We start from the raw sequence: 18,178 nt of genomic DNA on the forward strand, positions 1-18,178 counted from the left end.
ACGATCAATCATCAAGTCTATCAATATCTTTTTCCAAAATTACACCCGTCCTTGCATCAATTTCAAAGTCCACTTCATGCGTATCCGTGTGAATTTCTATTTCATACTCGCCATCGTCATACTCAACATCGACTACTTTACCTGGAGTATCTTTTGTTGCGATAGCAATCGCTTCTTCTTGCGTTAGTACTTTTCCGTTAATTGTTTTTGTATGGGCCGATTCCGTTTTCGTACCTTTCGCAGTTGAGGTAACTATTCTATCGTCATCATCATACTTCACTTTTAGTACTTCGCCTGAATACGCATCTACATACACTTCAATATCATCGTCATCCCCATATCCTCCATCGATCTCGACTTCATATGTTAAACGACCTTGCTTCTTGTCTAGCTCCACACTTTCAATTACACCGTTAACCTCTGCAGCAGCAATTTCCTTCACTTTATCAATGGAAAGCAGATTTTCATTTGGCTGTAATTTTTCATTGCTCTGTTGTTCAGAGACTGCACTTACACCTAGTGAACCACCTAATAACAACAAACCAGCCACACCAAAAATAATTATTTTCTTCTTCATCATTGTTTCCTCCTTATTTGATATATCTACAATATAGACAATCAAAATGAGAATTCACAGATAGCAAAATGAGAATTTGATGAGAAAAGGATGAACAGCCTATGATTACATCTATCGGTCGACATGCCTTGAGTTCATTCAGTTGTCTGACCATTGGGCAATTCCGACCCATATCTACACTCTTTTTCGCATAGAAAAACGGGCATTTTTCGCTCCTAACAAAAAAAGAGATGACCTCACCTTTAGTCATCCCATGTAATCGACATTACTTCACCGGAAATTGCATTAATTTGTACTGTCGCTTCCCTATCATTATTTGTTTCGATTTCTACGAGATAATAGTTTAAACCATTTGATTGTTCGATGTCCACATCATCTATTTCACCCTTCACTTGGCTAAGAGCAATTGAGATAGCCTCTTCTTTACTAATATGCGTTTGTTCTTTTTGTTCTTCAGGAGGTGATTCAGGAGTCACCACTTCTCCTCCACCTTCTGAACTTTGTTCCTCTGGAGTATTAGCAACCGCCTTGCTTACTCTGTTCAACTTTCCAATATCGCCCGTATCGCGAGCAATTTCTATCTCATACTTCCCGGTGTCGAGTTTTATTGTAATCTGATATACTTCCGCTGTTTCTTCAATATTGACGATTTCACCTTTATATAGTTCTTGAACCTTATTCTTAGCCTCCTCGGCCGAAACCGTTTGTTCAACTGTCATTAACCTTAACAGTTGCCAAGTCAATATCACGACAACAAAAATAACGACCAAGCCGATGCTCATTTTCTTCCAATTGACAGATTCCAACCATTTCACCTCATTTCGTTCCTGTAAAAAAATTATACATAATGAAGATGAGAATTTAATGAGAAAGTGCGGGTGGAAGAATGATTTTGACTGTCGTTCCTAAACCTTCCACACTCTCTAAGCTAATTTTTGCTCCCATCGCCTCGGCAATATCTGTTGCCAATGATAGTCCAAGGCCAAAGCCACCTGTTTTTCGCGTTCTTGCTTTATCCACTCGGTAAAATCGGTCAAACACTTTTTCCAACTCTAGAGCAGGAATGCCTATTCCGTAATCAATTATCTCCACAACAACTTCGTGCTGCAACGTCATAATTCGCACCTTGATCGTTTCCTCACTGTACTTCCGCGCATTATCAAGGAAGATATAAAATAATTGTTTAAATTTTTGCAAATCAGTTTGAACCGTTACTTCACCTTCAACCTCCAATTCAATTTTTCGTTGATAAGATTTTTCAATCGTACGGACCATTTCAGCGACCACATCGGCAAGAGCAACCTCCTCCATTTCGATTCTCAAAGGTTTATCATTTCTTGCTAAGTTCAACAACTGCTCTATTAAGCCCTTCATTCGGAGTGCCTCAGAGTGAATAGCTTGGACAGATTCGGCGAATAATTCAGGATCTTCATGTCCTCTTCTTTTCAACAAAGATGCATATGATTCAATAACAGTCAGCGGAGTATTTAACTCATGAGAAGCATTCGAAACAAACTGTCCCTGTTTCTCATAGTTCACTTCTAATAAATCAATCATCTCATTGAAAGTCTCAGCCATTTGATTAAGCTCATCCTTTGATTCCTTCGGCTGTGCAATTCGTCTAAATTGCCCGCTTTCTCGAATTTCTTTCATCGTCTGAATCATTGAAGTAATCGGACGAGTAATCAAGTTGCTTAGAAACCTAGAGGAAAGAAGAACTGGAATTGTCGCCAACAAGGTAACAATAATTTGTACTATTCGCAAGGTGGATAGGATTTCATCCGTTTGCTGTAAACTTACAGTTATTTGAAGATTTGCTACCTCCCCATTTCGCCAAATAATCGGAAGCGAGGCAAAAGTATGCGTCACCCGATCGTAAGAAGTGATTTCTTGAACTTGCTTCTCATAATACTGAACATCCATTTTATGTAAATATTGGTGGTTTGGATCAACGACCGCTGTTCCAGGGCTCCCATCGTTATTGACAATTTGCAGCATTCCATTAATCGGCATGTAAGCCCGCAAAACTTCCTGATGAGGAACCTTTCCCTCTATTTGGCCTACCCCATCAGCAGCACGCGTTGCTTGAGCTATTGTCCTTTCCAGTTCATTATTGTACATCATCTGACTAAAGGAAAAATAAATCGCCCCATTCAGTAAAATCAATAAAATAATAAACAATACCGTCGAATATAAATTAATTTTATTTCTTAGCCTCATTTTGCATCCTTCAGCACATAGCCGACTCCTCTTACCGTATGAATGAGGGAAGTGCTAAAAGGCTTGTCAATTTTATTGCGCAAGTAGCGGATATAAACGTCCACCACATTTGTATCTCCGTAATAATCATAACCCCAAACACCGTTTAATAATTGTTCCCTATTCAAAACCTGACGTGCATGCTTCATTAAAAAAGCTAGCAGTTCAAACTCCCGTGGTGTTAGTTCGATCGCTTCCCCTGCTCGTACAATTTCTCTCGTAACCTCATTTAATTTTAAATCTCCTACAATGAGCCAATCATCAGCATTTAAAACAGCCTGAACCGGAACCGGCACTCGCAAATTTGCTCGTATTCGCGCTAACAATTCCTCGATTTCAAAAGGCTTTGTCATATAGTCATTTGCACCAAGATCAAGACCAGATACTTTATCTTCAATTGAATTTTTTGCTGTAAGCATTATAATTGCCGTATGTTTGTTGACAGAACGAATTCTGCGCAGCAATTCAATGCCGCTTATCCCTGGAAGCATAACATCTAATAAAATTAAATCCCACTCTTGCTCTTGGAAAAGCTGTAAGCCTGTCAAACCGTCTAACGCCTTCCCGACTTCATACCCTTCATAAGTCAGCTCCAGCTCTAGAACTCGAGCAATCTTTTCCTCGTCTTCAACGATTAAAATTTTCTGCTTCGCCATTTTCCCTCTCCATCCGCTCTAAGTTTTACCGTCATTTTAACATGGTTACTCAACGAAACAACCGTTTTTGATCATTCTATCCATCTATTTTTTGAGCTAGTCGTTAAAAAAGAAGAGGTATTTTGACAAATTACTCGACCTAAAACCGCTTGTTTAATGATTATTCAAAACACGAAAAATCAACAAAGTAATTTTTTCTGGATACTCAAAAGCATCCAACAAAAGAGTTTCTCATAATCTAAAAACTGCTCTGACTCCATGAAGATAAAGAATTTATTTCAAGGAGCCAGAGCAAAAAAGGCACTAAGATCATAAAAATCAGCACAATAAAATATATACTTCAACTAACTGATACTTGCTGTCCAGTTCCCTCCCCCTTGATTACATGTGAAAGTGCCGCTTGCTCTTCTCCCTTCAATTCGCCCATTGTACTCGCAGTTATTTCCATCACTGCTGTTTCTTCTTAAGATTCGAACATTGTTGCCCTCCTGTGTCATCGTTAAGACAGCGGTTACTGGTGTTGCCCCTTGCCTCGTCCATCTTGCATCAAAAGTGTTACTGTTTCCTCGGCGAGTCCAAATGCCACGCCATGCTCCTTCTTGTACTTCCCATCGTCTTCCCAGATCCGGCTGTAGCGGTCTCCTGTGAATCGTTGCGCTCCAAGTGCCACCACCACGAATGCATACATTCGTCCCTCTTACTCTATTACCCTCAATAATACCAACATACTGACAATCGTTTCCGTCACTGCTGTTTCTCCGGGATATAGATACAAAACGATCATGTACATTTACTGTCATCACAGCTGTTATTGGCGTTGCCCCTTGCCTCGTCCATCTTGCATCAAAAACATTGCTATTCCCTCTACGGGTCCAAACTCCGCTCCATGCTCCTTCTTCAACCTGCCACCATCTTCCTAAATCTTGTGGCTGGCGCAACAGATATTCCTGCTGATTTGCATATGGAACAGGTGGTTGAAAATATGAATTGACATACGGGTAACCATAATAGTTCATTTTGGAACCTCCTCAACTTAAGTTATTTCATGACCATCATATGTAAAATTGAGTAAAGTGTACTGTTCCAATCTGGTTTTTATTAGGCATACTACAGCAGCCTTTTCCTCCTCCATTATAGTGACAGAACTCACTGATCTTTATCCTCGTGTAGTCTTATAATGACTTTTGTTCATCAATTTAATGAAGGTACGTGAAAAAATGGAAAAGCAAATGAACTACATTCCCTCTCGATTTAATGCTCTATCCCATACTGATGATGGCGGCGTTGTTCTATTTAATAGTTATACCGGTGCCATTACCCATTTTAGCGAGGAAGAAAAACAATCTGCTATTTCTGCTTTAAAAAGAACGGGTATAGAACTACTGGAGAATCATATACAGAAAGAATTATTTCGCAGTGGATTTCTTATTTCTAGTGATGTTGATGAAATGAAAAGGGCAAAATATCTCCATCAGACCTTACATCGAACAGATCTTTTACATCTCATTCTTATGCCTACGGAATCATGCAATTTTCGCTGCACTTATTGTTATGAAACATTCGAACGGGGAAAAATGAAACGAAGTGTCATCAACAGTTTAAAAGCTTTCGTCCAAGAAAAGGCCTCGCATCTATCGGCTTTACATATAAGTTGGTTTGGCGGCGAACCGCTTATTTCTTTGGATGTTATTGAAGAACTTTCGCAGTCTTTTTTATCCATTGCCGAGGAAAAACAGATCCGTTACACCTGTGACCTTGTAACAAATGGATACTTATTAACGAAAGATACTTTTAAGCAATTGCTATCATGGAATATTAATCAATTTATGATCACCGTTGATGGGGTCGGAGAAATACATGATAGGCGAAGACATTTATCGGATGGAGGTCAAACGTTTGAGCGAATCATCGATAATCTCATTGCTATCAAAACCATTCCTGATTCTTTCAATCTCACCATTCGTTCCAATTTTGACGAAGACAATTTAGGGGATGTTTCCAAGCTAACGAAGTTCTTAAAACAACATTTTGCTGACGATGAGCGTTACGGAGTCCTGTTTCGACCAGTTGGACAATGGGGTGGGAAAAACGATGAGGCTATCCCCGTCTGCAGCCGCACGATGGCGAATAAAAAAATTTGGGAATTAACTGATGAGGCAATAACAGAAGGTTTAAAAATGAGCCCCATGGTTATCGAATCATTAATGCCCTCAGCATCTGTCTGCTATGCGGCAAAACCACATTCATTAGTCGTGGGCGCTGATGGTCAATTGTATAAATGTACCCTCTCCGTACAGGAAGACTTCAATAAGGTTGGGAAAATTGACGACAACGGTCATTTTCAGCTTGACTATGACAAAATCGCTCATTGGGTTACATCTGGTGAGGAAACGGATTCCTCCTGTCAATCGTGCTTTTATCGACCAGCCTGCCAAGGAAACCACTGTCCATTATATCGAATGAGAACAGGTAAAAGACCATGCCCCTATGAGAAACGAAATATAAAAAAGGTCCTAAATTTAATTTGGAAAAATAGCTGACATCCCTATTTTTTGAAAGGTGGTGAGCAAACATGCGTATATTACGTCCAGCTGCATCTCCAGTTAATCAGCAAAATACCGGAAAAATCATGAAATCCGTGCCGGGTAATTTAAAATAAAAGTGAAAGCACCCAAATGGGGTGCTTTTACTTCTCTATACAACTGCTCATTGAAAGCAAACAATTACAAATTTAATTAATTTTTTATGCCATTTCCACGTTTAAACTTCCACTAAAAGCAACTGCACTTTGTTTTTAACTAAAAATACAGTTATGAAATGGATGCAACGAGATAGTCTTTTAATTTTCCCTTCGGCTCTCCAAAAATTTCAGCCTCCAGTCTCCGCCCAGTTGGTGTTGCTGCTAAACCGCCTTGTGCCGTTTCTCTTAATGCAGAAGGCATTGTTTTTCCTATTTCATACATGGCAGCAATTACTTCATCACACGGAATTCTACTTGTGATTCCTGCAAGTGCCATATCCGCAGCCGTTAACGCATTGGATGCTCCCATCGCATTCCGTTTCACGCAAGGAACCTCTACAAGTCCTGCCACTGGATCGCACACAAGTCCCAGCATGTTTTTCAACGTAATCGCCATTGCTTCAGCCGCTTGTCTTGGTGTACCTCCAGCCATTTCAACGATGGAAGCAGCCGCCATTCCTGCTGCTGAACCTACTTCCGCCTGACACCCTCCAGCAGCGCCCGAAACGGTCGCATTGTTTGCTACGACAAACCCAAAAGCAGCAGCCGTAAATAAAAACTCAATCATTTCCATTCGAGTTGGGTTCAACTTTTCTTTTACCGCAAATAAAGTTCCCGGCACCACTCCGGCAGAGCCTGCTGTTGGGGTTGCACAGATCACGCCCATGGCAGCATTCACTTCATTGGTCGCGACCGCTTTACTGACCGCATCCAAAAGCAAATTACCTGATAATCCCTTACCGCTTCTTATATAGTTTTGCAATAAAACGGCATCGCCACCAGTTAATCCAGTTTGTGATTTTACCCCGCTTAAACCTCTTTCTAGGGCCTTTTCCATCACATCTAAATTTTGCTCCATTTTTGCGATGATTTCTTCTCGTGGTCGTCCTGATACTTCTATTTCTTGACGAATCATGATTTCTGCAATTTTTACTTGAGACTGTTCCGCGAGCGAAACAAGCTCTGCAACATTTCGAAACATTTCTTGTCCTCCTACTTATTAACGTTAATCCTGATATTTCACAATATACACAGGTGAAGGATTCTGGAAGTCAGTCATTATGAAATTGAATTATTTAGCTGGATTAAGCAACCATTCGGATGACTCCTCTTACATTGGAAAGTTCTTTTATTTCATTTAATACCGCATCCTCAATTTTTTGATCAACTTGGATAACCATTATCGCCATATCTCCCTTTTCTTTGCGTGAAACCTCCATATGGCCAATGTTTATTTTATACTTTGACAGAATGGATGTCACACAAGAAACCACTCCAAATTTATCCTGGTGCATCACTAAGAAGGCCGGGTCGCCTGAGAGTTTTAATTTAAAAGAATTAATTTCTTTAATTTCAATCGCTCCACCGCCGATGGACACCCCAATTACTTCAAGTGTTTGCTCATCTGAAGCTAAAACCAACTTGACTGTATTTGGGTGCTCCGGAATTGCTCCTTCTTCATGAAAAACGACCTCCATATTGACTTCATTGGCGATTTTTAATGAATCGGGAATTCTTTCATTAAAGGTATCAAAATCTAAAAGCCCGGCAACTAATGCTAAATCCGTTCCATGGCCTTTATAGGTGGTTGCAAACGAACCGTACAAATGAATATCGACTTTCTTTGGCTGTTTTTCAAATAAGCTTCGAGCCACTCGGCCGATACGAACTGCACCAGCCGTATGGGAACTTGAAGGTCCTACCATCACTGGTCCAATAATATCAAAAGCTGATCGGTATTTCATCGTCCATTTCCCCTTTATTGTTGAAGGGCACAAAAAGTGCCCACTACTTTTTTCTCTTATTTAAGCAGCTGAGCCCTTCTCTGTCTCAAGAGTTTGAAGCTGGTCAACCGTTTTAATTTTATAATTTTTGAAGACCACTGACCCTAAAAACCCGCACAGCAGGCCTACTGCTGCACATGCTGATGCGATTAGTGTTACTTTCATAGGATCATTGAAACCATACATTACAGCTAAGCCCGCAATCGGTGTTGCTGTTCCTGTTGCATTGTTAATTAGTCCAGAAAGAGCAATAATTACGCCTGCACTTGCCCCGCCGACAAAATTTGTCACATACACAGGGATTGGGTTCGCAGAAATAATATGCGCTTGTGTTAAGGGTTCAATCGCAACAGAAATGGTTGTTTTACGATCGCCGAATTTCATGCGGTCAAATAAGATATAGTTCATAAACGAGGACCCAAATACAGCTAGAGCACCAATCGCCATCGGAACACCTGTTAAACCAAGCATTGCTGTTAGCGCCATTGAACTAAGTGGGGCAGTAGCGACCACGGTAATAACCCCGCCTAAGATAATTCCCATTAATACAGGGTTGCTGTTAGCAGTTTCCGTAATAATTCCCCCGATATTTAATAGAGTTGCATTAACAACAGGTGTCATTAATTCCCCTAATAAGCGCACAAGTGGAGCACAGAATAAGATAATAACGATTAAATCTAATCCACCAGGAACTTTTTTCTCGATAAGTTTTACAAGAAAAGCAATCAAATAGCCTGCGATAAATCCTGGCAATAATCCAAGTCCAGCACAACTAACACCAAGTAGTAATGCATATACAGGAGAAACTCCAACTGCTATTGCTACTAAAGCGGCAGCTGCGACTCCGCCCATGCTTCCTGCTGCTGTCCCAACTTCACCTAAAAACTCAATCCCAAGTAAATCGCCACCCACATATAATTGGAATGCCTCAACCAGGAAAGCTGCACAGGCAGCTCCAGCAAGCGCGGCCATCGCCTTCATTCCTTTAGGTGCTTTATAGCTAAATAGTGAAAAACCTGCTAAAACTAATAATAAAAGTGCTGTACCCTTAATAATATCCATCTGCTTTACCCCCAGTTATTCATTTGTTTCTTCTTCAAGATGATACTCATTTTGAGTCCTTATTTTGTTCAGATAGTTATAAATTGTAAACTTCGAAACTCCAAGTACGCTTGCTAAATATTCAGTAGAACCTTTTATTAAAAAGGCACCTTTTTCTTCCAACAAACGTACACATTCAATTTTTTCTTCTAAAGTCAGTTGTGTATGCGCTTTCTTGAAGTTTGTTAAAACTTGGTGAACCATATCGTGTATGACATCTTGCACAGTACTGTGGAAGTTTTCGGATTTATCATCTGCTACATTAAAGGAGAGAAACTCCTCCAGTTCTCCGACGTTGATCATCATCTGCGAAATATCATAGTTGATGCAAAGTGCTCCAATCACCCTTTTTTGTGCATCACGTAAAAATACAGTTGCTGATTTTAATAGTGTTCCATTACGTGCCTGTGTTTTGTAATTGGGGATATCTTCAATCTCAGCCGGGTCTTTTCTGAGCTCAGTTAGAACAAGATCAGTAATAGGTGAACCAATCTTTCTATTCGTGACATTACCCGCTATATAGATTAAAGATTTTTTTAAATCCTTGAAATCATGGACAACAACCTCGCAACGCTGACCAAACATTTTTACAAGCATATCTGCTGTCCGTTTCGCCAAATCGAATACTTGAACGTTGTTACCTTTTTCCATACATGTCACATCCTTTTGCAATCGTTTACATATAAAGTTAAAAAATATATTTCTAGAATAGTATCTTGATATAGAAATCATACCACGCATTATATAAAATTAAAATAAAATTTTAACAGTTACAAAAATATTTTAATAAGAGAATTTACTAAAAACCCCCTTCACACACTATTACAAGGGTTTCGTAAAAAAAAGACCATGCTCACAAAATTGTAATCATGGTCTTTATAAAAATGTAGTTGCATCTAAACTGTTTAAAATTATTATTATCCCTTTAAAGGGTTTCATTATTATTCAATTTATAAATCCTGCATGTAATCAGAAACCCAACAGCTAACTGTTTTGGGGATAACTCAAGTTCAAAGGAAACTTCAAAAGTTTATCGACCTTCCTCCTCAATTAACTTTACAACATATTCTCATTTGGACACGAATGGGAGGATCTTTACCATTTTCTGTCCTCATAATAAACTCACCATGGGGATTCGATAAGGTCTCAGATCAACCTTCAGATTTTCACTTGACAGTAGCTTTCAACATCCTGAATCCGCCAGCTACTTTAGAGTGTCTTCAAAAAACACAAAAGGGAAGGCGCTTATTTTTGCCTTCCCTTCCTCTTCTTTTATGCTTCGACCACTTCGTCTAAGCCACCTTTATCATTGTACACTTTTTCATCAAATTCGCCTGTAATTTTTCCAGTTAAGACACCGGATGTCATACTACCACTTACATTTAATGCTGTACGGCCCATATCAATAAGCGGTTCGACCGAAATTAATAGACCCACAATCGCTACAGGTAGGTTTAGAACTGAAAGTACGATTAAAGAAGCAAATGTTGCTCCGCCTCCTACACCGGCAACTCCAAACGAACCGATGATAACGACAAGGATCAATGAAAGGATAAAGCCAGGATCTAGCGGGTTGATCCCGACAGTTGGTGCTACCATAACTGCCAGCATGGCCGGATAAATTCCTGCACATCCATTTTGCCCAATGGTTAAACTAAATGGACCAACAAAATTAGCTATTCCCGGAGATACTCCAAATCCATCAGTTTGCGTTTTAATATTTAACGGTAAAGTACCTGCACTTGAGCGAGATGTGAAAGCAAAAGTTAATGCAGGCAAACCTTTTTTCACATACGTAACCGGGCTTAATTTAGCCAGACTAATCATTAATAAATGGACAAGGAACATTGCTATTAATGCCACATAAGAAGCAACGACAAATTTTCCTAAATTCACGATTGCTGCATAGTCACTAGTTGCGGCTACTTTTGTCATTAGCGCCAACACACCATATGGAGTAATACGTAAAATTAATGTTACGATGCGCATCACAATCGCATATAAAGAATCCACAATTTTGGCGAACAATTCTGCCTGTTCCGGCTGCTTTCGCCTTACACCTAAATAAGCAATTCCAATGAATGATGCAAAAATAACGACAGCAATCGTCGATGTTGAACGGGAACCTGCTAAATCTGCAAATGGATTCGTCGGAATGAAGGACAAAATCTGCTCAGGAATTGTCATATTTTCAACTGTTGCCACTCGCTCAACGAGCGCCTCATTTCGTGCATTCTCGGCATCTCCTGCTTGCAGTTGCACGCCTTCTAAACCAAAACCAAGAGCAGCGCCGATTCCAATTGCCGCGGCAATTCCTGTTGTCACTAATAAAATCCCAATTCCGTAAAGGCTAATTTTGCCAAGATTCTTGGAAACACTCACTTTCGTAAATGCTGCAATGATCGAAATAAAAACTAGCGGCATCACAACCATCTGCAGCAAGCTAACGTATCCAGAACCGACGATATTAAACCATTGAATCGTTGTCCCGGTTACATCTGAAGATGTGCCATATAAAAGATTGATGATAATCCCGAATAAAATACCCAGGCCAAGTCCAGCAAAAACTCGTTTAGAGAATTTCACATGTTTCTTTTGCATGATATATAAACCAACAATGAGTGCTAAAAGAATAGCGATATTCACAATAACAAGAAATGTATTCAAATTGGTCTCCTCCTTAATGTTATTAAACAACATTAACTACTATAATACATTAAAACCTATTGGTAAAGTATGAATTATTTTTAAAAAAGTTTGTGAGTAATTGAATAACTCACATTATTATTCCATGAAATCATCAAAATGGTTATCTGCTTTAATATGTCGGTTTTTCATTAATAATTGCCGGACGAATTCTTTCTTATTTTTTGGAGAGACAGCTATCGTCTGAAATCTAGCATAATTAATTTCAATCTTGTCTAGTGACAGGGCTGGAGCAGTAAACGGATTTCTTGCCGCTCTAATGCTTGTAATCTCGTTAATGTTAATTTCCTTTTTTATCGGCCCAAATTCAACTTTCAGAATAGATTCTTTTATCCAGTACCCTGTTTTAAACCAAATCCAGATTAATAAAGTGCCCACAAGAAATAAAAGTATAATACTAATCAAGGTTGCGACTCCTATGTCAGCTAATCGATCAGCCCCAAAGTCTAAGGAAAATATCGGTAAGAAGATAGAGACGGCACTACAAAACCAAATGATTATGCCCATCCACCAATCCTTCTTTGAAGGAAAAAACAAATGATCCCCTCCTTTTACTTAAGATGATTTTTTCTCACTTTCCTTCAATTTTACCAGAATATAATTATGAGTGTGTAAAACGATTTGGTTCCGATCATGATCCATAGAGGCAACGTGGTAGGAATTATGAAGTGTGACTACTCTCTTTTCTCTGGAACCAATCCGTTCACATATATATTCCGTATTTTCAGGTGGGACAACATGATCGATGGATGATTTAAAGGCTAATATTGGAGTGGTGATGGTAGGCAGGAGCTCTGGTGTTTTTTTCATTAATTTTTGCAATTGATGGATTGCTTTAAGGGGAACTTTAGAATACGTAATTTCTTGAACGCCCTCAAGCTTAATATCTGGTGCGCTCTCCTTTATATATCTCGGAGTTGATTTTCCGCTCCATTTTTCATAACTTGGTAGCGTCAGTGCTGGATTAATCAGCACGATTCCCTCTATATCATTATATTTATTTGCCAACCAAAGGGTTAAAGTGCCTCCCATTGATTGTCCTATCACAAATACAATCGAACAATGTTCTTTTAAAATTAGATACCCCTTTTCAATTTCTGAGAACCAATCAGAGTACGTAGCATTCTCCAAATCTTGATAATGTGTACCATGCCCTGTTAATCTAGGCGCAAATACGGAATAACCTAATTCAAAAAACTTTTCTCCTAAATATTGAACACTTTGTGGTGTCCCCATAAATCCGTGTGTTAGCAATATCCCTATCTCATTACCTTTTAGAAAAAAAGCTTCCGCTCCAGCGATAACCGGATATCTCTCCTTCATAGCGCTCCCTCCCCTGTCGGCTTTTCGAAAGTATTACCTCCGTTAATAAGTAATTCAAAGTATAAATCATATTATTCCTACCTGTCAACTTGTATTTAAAGACGTTTTTATAGCAAGAAAATAAATTCTCCTTTAATATACTGAATGTTCCATGAAATGTTATCAAATGAAGCAGTTTAATTGTTGAGTTACAACCTTTAATGAACTATTATATAAATGTAATCATTCTTCGGTAAAAATTTACCAACACCACATAAGACTATTCATTTCTATTAAATTTTTGGCTCGTTTCGTATTAAGACCAGTGTTTCACACGAGATAAGTTAAAAATCAGCACCGACATACAAAGCCAAATTTTTCAAGTAAAACGTTCTCATTCTCAACAATTTGAGAATTTATAAACACCCATTACCGTTTACATACCTCAATTCTATCGTTATTCGCTTTTTTTATGATTCTCCTGTCCCTCGCCACTATTAGCTTTCTAATATTTTTTTATTTTATAAGGGTTATTGCTTTTCTTTTTTGAAATAGATTAATATAATGATTACATAATAATAATTATTATTATGTTCTAGTTTCGACTAGATTCATAAATAAATATATTTAAAAGGAGAGAAGAGTAATGGACAACAAAAACAGTGCAAACATTGAAGGCTGCCCATTTCATGGAGGTGCTACTAGTCCAAAAACTAGCGGTACAACAAATACTGATTGGTGGCCAAATGCATTAAACTTAAACATTCTGCATCAGCATGATAAAAAATCTAATCCTATGGGAGAAGACTTTGATTATGCAGAAGAATTTAAGAAATTAGATTACGATGCTCTCAAAAACGATCTTAAAAAGTTAATGACAGACAGCCAAGATTGGTGGCCAGCTGACTATGGTCATTATGGTCCATTCTTCATCCGTATGTCTTGGCATGCTGCTGGTACATATCGTATCGGTGATGGCCGTGGTGGCGGAAATTCTGGCAATCAGCGTTTTGCTCCTCTTAACAGTTGGCCAGATAACGCTAGCCTTGATAAAGCACGTCGCCTATTATGGCCTATTAAGCAAAAATATGGTAACAAAATCTCTTGGGCAGACTTACTCGTTTTAGCTGGTAATGTTGCATTAGAAGATATGGGGTTAAAAACTATCGGTTTTGGTGCTGGTCGTCCAGACATTTGGCATCCAGAAGAAGATATCTACTGGGGTGTTGAAAAAGAGTGGTTAGACGATAAGCGTTACACAGGTGATCGTGAGCTTGAAAATCCACTTGCAGCCGTGCAGATGGGTCTAATCTATGTAAATCCTGAAGGTCCTAACGGTAAGCCAGATCCAATTGCTGCCGCTCGTGATATTCGCGAAACGTTCGGGCGCATGGGTATGAATGATGAAGAAACAGTTGCATTAATTGCTGGTGGGCATACTTTCGGTAAAGCACACGGTGCAGGCGATGCTGCTCATGTAGGTCCCGAGCCAGAGGCTGCTCCACTTGAAGCACAAGGTTTAGGTTGGGAGAACTCTTACGGCAGCGGAAAAGGCAGTGACACGATCACTAGTGGTCTTGAAGGCGCTTGGACTGCTAATCCTACACAATGGGATAATGGCTACTTTGATCTATTATTTGGATATGAATGGTGGTTAACGAAGAGTCCTGCTGGAGCATGGCAGTGGATGGCAGTGGATCCTGATGAAAAGGATCTTGCGCCAGATGCACATGACTCTTCCAAAAAAGTCCCAACTATTATGTTTACGACTGACCTTGCGTTACGTCATGATCCAGAATACGAAAAAATTTCTCGTCGTTTCCATAAGAACCCAGATGAGTTTGCTGATGCATTTGCAAAAGCGTGGTTCAAATTAATCCACCGTGACATGGGTCCAAAAGCTAGATACTTAGGTCCAGAAGTTCCAGAGGAAGATTTCATCTGGCAAGATCCAGTTCCAACAGTTGATTACGAACTAACTGAAGAAGAAATTGCTAAAATTAAAACATTAATTCTTGACTCAGGACTTACAATTAGCGAACTAGTAACAACAGCTTGGGCTTCTGCAAGTACATTCCGTGGCTCTGACATGCGTGGTGGAGCAAACGGAGCTCGCATCCGTCTTGAGCCTCAAAAAAACTGGGAAGTAAACCAACCAGAACAACTTGAAAAAGTTCTAACTGTACTTGAAGGAATTCAAGCTCATTTAGAAAAGAAAGTTAGCTTAGCTGACTTAATCGTGCTTGGTGGTAGTGCTGCGGTTGAAAAAGCTGCACAAGATGCAGGCTTTGACGTTACAGTTCCATTCCTTCCAGGACGCGGAGATGCGACTCAAGAACAAACTGATGTAGAAAGCTTTGCCGTACTTGAGCCAGTAGCTGATGGTTTCCGTAACTATCAAAAGCAACAGTACAGTGTAGCTTCTGCTGAATTACTTGTAGACAAGGCACAACTTCTAGGCTTAACAGCTCCTGAAATGACTGTCCTAATCGGCGGTATGCGTGTTCTTGGTACAAACTTCGGTGGAACAAAGCACGGCGTATTCACTGACCGTGTTGGTACACTAACGAATGACTTCTTCGTTAACTTACTTGATATGAATGTGAAATGGACTCCAGTAGGTAACGATGTATTTGAAGGTCGCAATCGCCAAACTGGTGAACTTGTACGCACTGCAACAGGTGTTGACCTCGTATTTGGTTCAAACTCTGTTCTACGTGCCCTTGCTGAAGTTTATGCACAAGACGACAACAAAGAAAAGTTCGTACGCGACTTCATTGCTGCTTGGGTAAAAATCATGAACGCTGATCGCTTCGACGTTAAAAATAGCGAGAAAAAAGCTGTTCAATTAGCAGTTAAATAATAATGCTTAAGGAACCCCTCTTGTTGCCATGAGGGGTTTTTTTATGTTGCCCTCAAAATCCCTTCGACAATATAAGCTGCTATTTCCGCTAGCTACATCGAAATCGCATTTTTTGCAAGCATCATATCATTTTGAAGAAGTTTATTTAAGTCATAGGAAGGATACAACCCGTTTTGATACATGTAATTAAAAATCCTTTCGTGACAAGCTATAGCTTGATTTAGCTGTTTCTGCAACACCTCTCTTAAAGCTGGGGTAGCCGTTTCTGTAATAGCTACTCCGTAGTTTCTTACCGCTGCTTTTGAAAAAGATAATAAATCCCCTGCTGAGAAGCTATCTGTGATCCGATATTCACTTGTTGGACCAGGATGAGGAGCATAAGGATAAAATTGAAGAAGTTCATTTAAGTTCAATTCAAGCTCTTTTATTGTTTGCAGGTAAATCCTTCTCAAATGTTGATCTTGGATATTTTTTAACCCCATTTTAATTTTCATTAAACCGATAGATTGAAAAGCCACCAATTCATGCATTTCAAGTGTTTCATGCCAAGCTAAAGTCGCTCTGTCCATTTATTAATCTCTCCTTTCATTGTTTCAACGCTAGTTTATGTACAAAAAGATAATTCAGGTACATATCCATATTAGTTTCTTTCCGTGTATAAAATAAAAGAAGGAACCTAAAAAGGCTCCTAAACCAAGTTATATACTGTAGTTCCCTTAAAAAACTTCATGGAAATACCATGAAAACATACGGTCAATAAAAAGGGGGAACTACTTGGGTCACATCGATTTATTCGCATATTCCTTCCTTTTTTAAGGTGCTCTCGATAAACTCTATCGCCTCAACCTCGTCCGTCCCCGCAGTTTTAATCTTTATATGTTCTCCTGTAACTACCCCTAAGGTCATTAACCCGACTATCGATCTTAAATTTGTCTCCCTACCTTTGTATTCTAACGTTATCGTACATTTAAATTTATTTGCAGTTTGTACAAGTTTCGTAGCAGGTCTTGCGTGGAGACCGGCACGGTCGATGATTTTATACTGCCTTTCTAACATATTCTTCACTCCAAATCATTTCGTTACCCTCCAAGAACAAGGGTGCCAGAAATACCAGGCACCCCGCTCAAGAAAGATGTATTATAGTTTTTTACTTCCAAGTTTTTTATGAAATTGAGGGTCTTTCGGGATACTCGGATCTACACCTTTTAAACTTGGTATTTCTGCACATATTAACTGAACAGGAATAATATATTCATAGGTTCTATAGTATGGATGGTTAATAAAATCTGCCTTGAGGTTCTGTTCATGATCGTCTACATCAGAGCCAATCACATAAATATGCTCAGTCCATTCAGAGAGTACCTCAATCATTTTTTGAACTCTTTTCTCTACTCCCGTATCAAGGATAATAATTGTTGAATCTTCATTTATCGCATTATAAATACCATGAATAAATTCTTCAAATTCATAGCCTGTTACCGGGATCCTTATCGTTTCAAGCAGCTTGAGGGCACTTTCCAACGTATCGCCGTAAATCTCACTTGTGCCAATTACCCTGATATCCTTAGCTTGTGATAGCTTTTCTTTATTCTTCTTAATCCATTGAAGAGAAGTGTCGTATATTTTAAGGAAATGATCAGCATTTTTTTCAATTGCTTTAATCTCTTGTTGATACGCTTCTTCAGATAAAACTCCTTTTTCTCTAGCGTACTGAAAAGCAAATAATGTTAAATTTAACTTTGTACAATAGTATCCCTTTGTTTTTGCACCCGCTTTTTCATCACCGCATTCAACAGTAAGGGTAAAATCTGCTAATTCATCAATTAGCGCCTCTTTTTTACCAGCCATCGAAGCAATTTTACAGCCAGCTTCTTTTGCTAATTTCATCGCATTATAAGTTGAATAGCTGCTACCACCTTGTGAAATTCCTATCACAAGAGTTCTAGAAGCATCACCAAGAAATGTATCCTGGTTAATGGCAAAAGGGTAGTAGACGTCAACTCGAATTTTTGTTACAGCCTGCATTAATTTTTGAGTTTGAAGCCCTGAATGATAACTTGTTCCTGAACCAGTAACAACAATTCTATCAAAGCTCTCTTTTCTCACTTCGGCAAATAACTGATCGGCATGGCCAATGATTTCTTTCATTTTTCCTGGGGTTTCTTGCAAATAATCTTGTATTCTCATTAT

The 18,178-nt window shown here is 39.1% G+C and carries 17 protein-coding genes; 2 read left to right on the forward strand and 15 right to left on the reverse strand.

Going from position 1 to position 18,178, the window contains the following annotated elements; genetic code table 11:
- Positions 1-4: 4 nt before the first annotated feature.
- The 5 genes from NST02_RS22035 to NST02_RS22055 all read right to left on the reverse strand — a co-directional run bounded on the left by NST02_RS22035 (position 5) and on the right by NST02_RS22055 (position 4,508).
- Complete coding sequence (locus NST02_RS22035) at positions 5-580, reverse strand: PepSY domain-containing protein (RefSeq protein ID WP_095308964.1); 576 nt, start codon at positions 578-580, stop codon at positions 5-7.
- A gap of 239 nt (positions 581-819) precedes the next feature.
- Positions 820-1,392 carry a PepSY domain-containing protein gene (locus NST02_RS22040; RefSeq protein WP_137743004.1) on the reverse strand — a complete coding sequence of 191 codons (573 nt, stop codon included), beginning with the start codon at positions 1,390-1,392 and terminating at the stop codon, positions 820-822.
- 46 nt (positions 1,393-1,438) lie between these two features.
- Positions 1,439-2,797 carry a sensor histidine kinase gene (locus NST02_RS22045; RefSeq protein ID WP_137743005.1) on the reverse strand — a complete coding sequence of 453 codons (1,359 nt, stop codon included), beginning with the start codon at positions 2,795-2,797 and terminating at the stop codon, positions 1,439-1,441.
- Complete coding sequence (locus NST02_RS22050; protein WP_137743006.1) at positions 2,794-3,492, reverse strand: response regulator transcription factor; 699 nt, start codon at positions 3,490-3,492, stop codon at positions 2,794-2,796. Before NST02_RS22050 ends, NST02_RS22045 begins: the two co-directional genes overlap by 4 nt.
- 344 nt (positions 3,493-3,836) lie before the next feature.
- The gene (locus NST02_RS22055) at positions 3,837-4,508 is read right to left on the reverse strand and encodes a hypothetical protein (RefSeq protein ID WP_340949805.1); all 672 of its coding nucleotides are present in this window, start codon (positions 4,506-4,508) and stop codon (positions 3,837-3,839) included.
- A 201-nt stretch (positions 4,509-4,709) separates the two neighbouring features.
- Between NST02_RS22055 and NST02_RS22060 the strand changes: the two genes are divergently transcribed.
- Positions 4,710-6,032, forward strand: coding sequence for a radical SAM/SPASM domain-containing protein (locus tag NST02_RS22060; RefSeq protein ID WP_235879411.1), 1,323 nt, complete (start codon positions 4,710-4,712; stop codon positions 6,030-6,032).
- Between the two features lie 270 nt (positions 6,033-6,302).
- On the opposite strand, the gene sdaAA is transcribed toward NST02_RS22060, so the two are convergent.
- The 7 genes from sdaAA to NST02_RS22095 form a co-directional block, all read right to left on the reverse strand.
- On the reverse strand, positions 6,303-7,214 hold the full coding sequence (gene sdaAA / locus NST02_RS22065) for an L-serine ammonia-lyase, iron-sulfur-dependent, subunit alpha (protein ID WP_137743007.1): 912 nt from the start codon (positions 7,212-7,214) through the stop codon (positions 6,303-6,305).
- 103 nt (positions 7,215-7,317) lie between these two features.
- Positions 7,318-7,977, reverse strand: coding sequence for an L-serine ammonia-lyase, iron-sulfur-dependent subunit beta (sdaAB, locus tag NST02_RS22070; RefSeq protein WP_095308975.1), 660 nt, complete (start codon positions 7,975-7,977; stop codon positions 7,318-7,320).
- Between the two features lie 60 nt (positions 7,978-8,037).
- The gene (locus NST02_RS22075; RefSeq protein ID WP_095308976.1) at positions 8,038-9,078 is read right to left on the reverse strand and encodes a PTS sugar transporter subunit IIC; all 1,041 of its coding nucleotides are present in this window, start codon (positions 9,076-9,078) and stop codon (positions 8,038-8,040) included.
- Between the two features lie 15 nt (positions 9,079-9,093).
- On the reverse strand, positions 9,094-9,768 hold the full coding sequence (locus tag NST02_RS22080; protein WP_095308978.1) for a helix-turn-helix transcriptional regulator: 675 nt from the start codon (positions 9,766-9,768) through the stop codon (positions 9,094-9,096).
- Between the two features lie 621 nt (positions 9,769-10,389).
- Positions 10,390-11,784: an L-cystine transporter gene (locus NST02_RS22085; RefSeq protein ID WP_095308980.1), complete on the reverse strand. Its 1,395-nt coding sequence runs from the start codon at positions 11,782-11,784 to the stop codon at positions 10,390-10,392.
- Positions 11,785-11,901: 117 nt separating this feature from the next.
- Positions 11,902-12,360: a PH domain-containing protein gene (locus tag NST02_RS22090; protein WP_095308982.1), complete on the reverse strand. Its 459-nt coding sequence runs from the start codon at positions 12,358-12,360 to the stop codon at positions 11,902-11,904.
- An 18-nt stretch (positions 12,361-12,378) separates the two neighbouring features.
- Positions 12,379-13,146, reverse strand: coding sequence for an alpha/beta hydrolase (locus NST02_RS22095; protein WP_137743008.1), 768 nt, complete (start codon positions 13,144-13,146; stop codon positions 12,379-12,381).
- Positions 13,147-13,771: 625 nt separating this feature from the next.
- On the opposite strand from NST02_RS22095, the gene katG reads away from it, so the two are divergent.
- A complete protein-coding gene (katG, locus tag NST02_RS22100) occupies positions 13,772-15,988 on the forward strand; it encodes a catalase/peroxidase HPI (RefSeq protein WP_095308986.1) in 2,217 nt (738 codons plus the stop codon).
- Positions 15,989-16,080: 92 nt separating this feature from the next.
- Here the strand turns inward: katG and NST02_RS22105 are convergent, their stop codons facing one another.
- The 3 genes from NST02_RS22105 to NST02_RS22115 all read right to left on the reverse strand — a co-directional run bounded on the left by NST02_RS22105 (position 16,081) and on the right by NST02_RS22115 (position 18,175).
- Positions 16,081-16,557: a spore coat protein gene (locus tag NST02_RS22105; RefSeq protein WP_212934222.1), complete on the reverse strand. Its 477-nt coding sequence runs from the start codon at positions 16,555-16,557 to the stop codon at positions 16,081-16,083.
- Between the two features lie 220 nt (positions 16,558-16,777).
- Positions 16,778-17,044: an HPr family phosphocarrier protein gene (locus NST02_RS22110; RefSeq protein ID WP_095308990.1), complete on the reverse strand. Its 267-nt coding sequence runs from the start codon at positions 17,042-17,044 to the stop codon at positions 16,778-16,780.
- Positions 17,045-17,125: 81 nt separating this feature from the next.
- Positions 17,126-18,175: an SIS domain-containing protein gene (locus tag NST02_RS22115; RefSeq protein WP_095308992.1), complete on the reverse strand. Its 1,050-nt coding sequence runs from the start codon at positions 18,173-18,175 to the stop codon at positions 17,126-17,128.
- Between the last annotated feature and the right edge of the window lie 3 nt (positions 18,176-18,178).

Origin of the sequence: Robertmurraya sp. FSL W8-0741, from assembly GCF_038004005.1 — a bacterium.
Lineage (GTDB): Bacteria > Bacillota > Bacilli > Bacillales > Cytobacillaceae > Robertmurraya > Robertmurraya siralis.

Excerpts from the sequence above, each read along its gene's own strand:
- sdaAB (WP_095308975.1), bottom strand. The coding sequence starts at position 7,977 with ATGAAATACCGATCAGCTTTTGATATTATTGGACCAGTGATGGTAGGA.
- NST02_RS22075 (WP_095308976.1), bottom strand. The coding sequence starts at position 9,078 with ATGGATATTATTAAGGGTACAGCACTTTTATTATTAGTTTTAGCAGGT.
- NST02_RS22060 (WP_235879411.1), top strand. The coding sequence starts at position 4,710 with ATGGAAAAGCAAATGAACTACATTCCCTCTCGATTTAATGCTCTATCC.
- NST02_RS22105 (WP_212934222.1), bottom strand. The coding sequence starts at position 16,557 with ATGGACAGAGCGACTTTAGCTTGGCATGAAACACTTGAAATGCATGAA.
- NST02_RS22035 (WP_095308964.1), bottom strand. The coding sequence starts at position 580 with ATGATGAAGAAGAAAATAATTATTTTTGGTGTGGCTGGTTTGTTGTTA.
- NST02_RS22095 (WP_137743008.1), bottom strand. The coding sequence starts at position 13,146 with ATGAAGGAGAGATATCCGGTTATCGCTGGAGCGGAAGCTTTTTTTCTA.
- NST02_RS22045 (WP_137743005.1), bottom strand. The coding sequence starts at position 2,797 with ATGAGGCTAAGAAATAAAATTAATTTATATTCGACGGTATTGTTTATT.
- NST02_RS22110 (WP_095308990.1), bottom strand. The coding sequence starts at position 17,044 with ATGTTAGAAAGGCAGTATAAAATCATCGACCGTGCCGGTCTCCACGCA.
- katG (WP_095308986.1), top strand. The coding sequence starts at position 13,772 with ATGGACAACAAAAACAGTGCAAACATTGAAGGCTGCCCATTTCATGGA.
- NST02_RS22055 (WP_340949805.1), bottom strand. The coding sequence starts at position 4,508 with ATGAACTATTATGGTTACCCGTATGTCAATTCATATTTTCAACCACCT.
- NST02_RS22080 (WP_095308978.1), bottom strand. The coding sequence starts at position 9,768 with ATGGAAAAAGGTAACAACGTTCAAGTATTCGATTTGGCGAAACGGACA.
- sdaAA (WP_137743007.1), bottom strand. The coding sequence starts at position 7,214 with ATGTTTCGAAATGTTGCAGAGCTTGTTTCGCTCGCGGAACAGTCTCAA.
- NST02_RS22115 (WP_095308992.1), bottom strand. The coding sequence starts at position 18,175 with ATGAGAATACAAGATTATTTGCAAGAAACCCCAGGAAAAATGAAAGAA.
- NST02_RS22050 (WP_137743006.1), bottom strand. The coding sequence starts at position 3,492 with ATGGCGAAGCAGAAAATTTTAATCGTTGAAGACGAGGAAAAGATTGCT.